At 51.9% G+C, this 509-nt stretch carries 2 protein-coding genes; both read right to left on the bottom strand.

All coding sequences use genetic code 11. The annotated features are described in order from the left end of the window. Positions 1–351, bottom strand: a 351-nt coding sequence (locus EG19_RS12060; RefSeq protein ID WP_038050631.1) for a type I CRISPR-associated protein Cas7, incomplete at its 3' end; no start/stop codon positions are given. A 16-nt stretch (positions 352–367) separates the two neighbouring features. Further along, entirely contained in the window at positions 368–502 is a 135-nt protein-coding gene (locus tag EG19_RS14525) for a hypothetical protein (protein WP_407702161.1), read from the bottom strand. Positions 503–509: the final 7 nt, after the last annotated feature.

Genomic DNA, 509 nt, shown 5'->3' with positions numbered 1-509 from the left:
AGCCCCAAAGGTGCGGATGTCGTAAAAGTTCTTGCACATGAACTGGGTAAGCTGACGCGCTTTTTCAACGTCTTTCGGCAGCTTGTTCGGTTGAGGCTCAATGCCCAAAAACGAGTAGGCCTCTTCGTGGAAAGCGTTCAAGACCGCCTTTTCCTTGAAATAGATACGGAACCCTTCCCTGCCGTTTCTGGTAAGCTCGACGTAGTTTCGCACCTTGCGCTTAAGGCAGACGTCGGTCACCAAGCCATGCCCCGTTTCCGGATCAATGCGCGGGAGGTTGCCAGCGTCCGGGTCACCGTTGGGGTTGGCATCCTTTACATCAAACACATAGACGAAATCGTAACGGTTCATTGTGTCCTCCTTTCTTTTAAACGCCCGCACTTTCCGAATGCTCAGCGCGGCGGGTAAAAAACGCGTTCATTTGGTGATAGTAGCCAAGAGCAAAAAGGGCTTGCTCAGCAAGACCCAAATAGGCAGGAATCTCGTTCAGGGGTGCGAGTATTTCCTGA

Origin of the sequence: Thermoanaerobaculum aquaticum (assembly GCF_000687145.1) — a bacterium.
Lineage (GTDB): Bacteria > Acidobacteriota > Thermoanaerobaculia > Thermoanaerobaculales > Thermoanaerobaculaceae > Thermoanaerobaculum > Thermoanaerobaculum aquaticum.
Note: the sequence above shows the minus strand (reverse complement) of the source record. Positions and strands in the feature narration are given on the sequence as shown.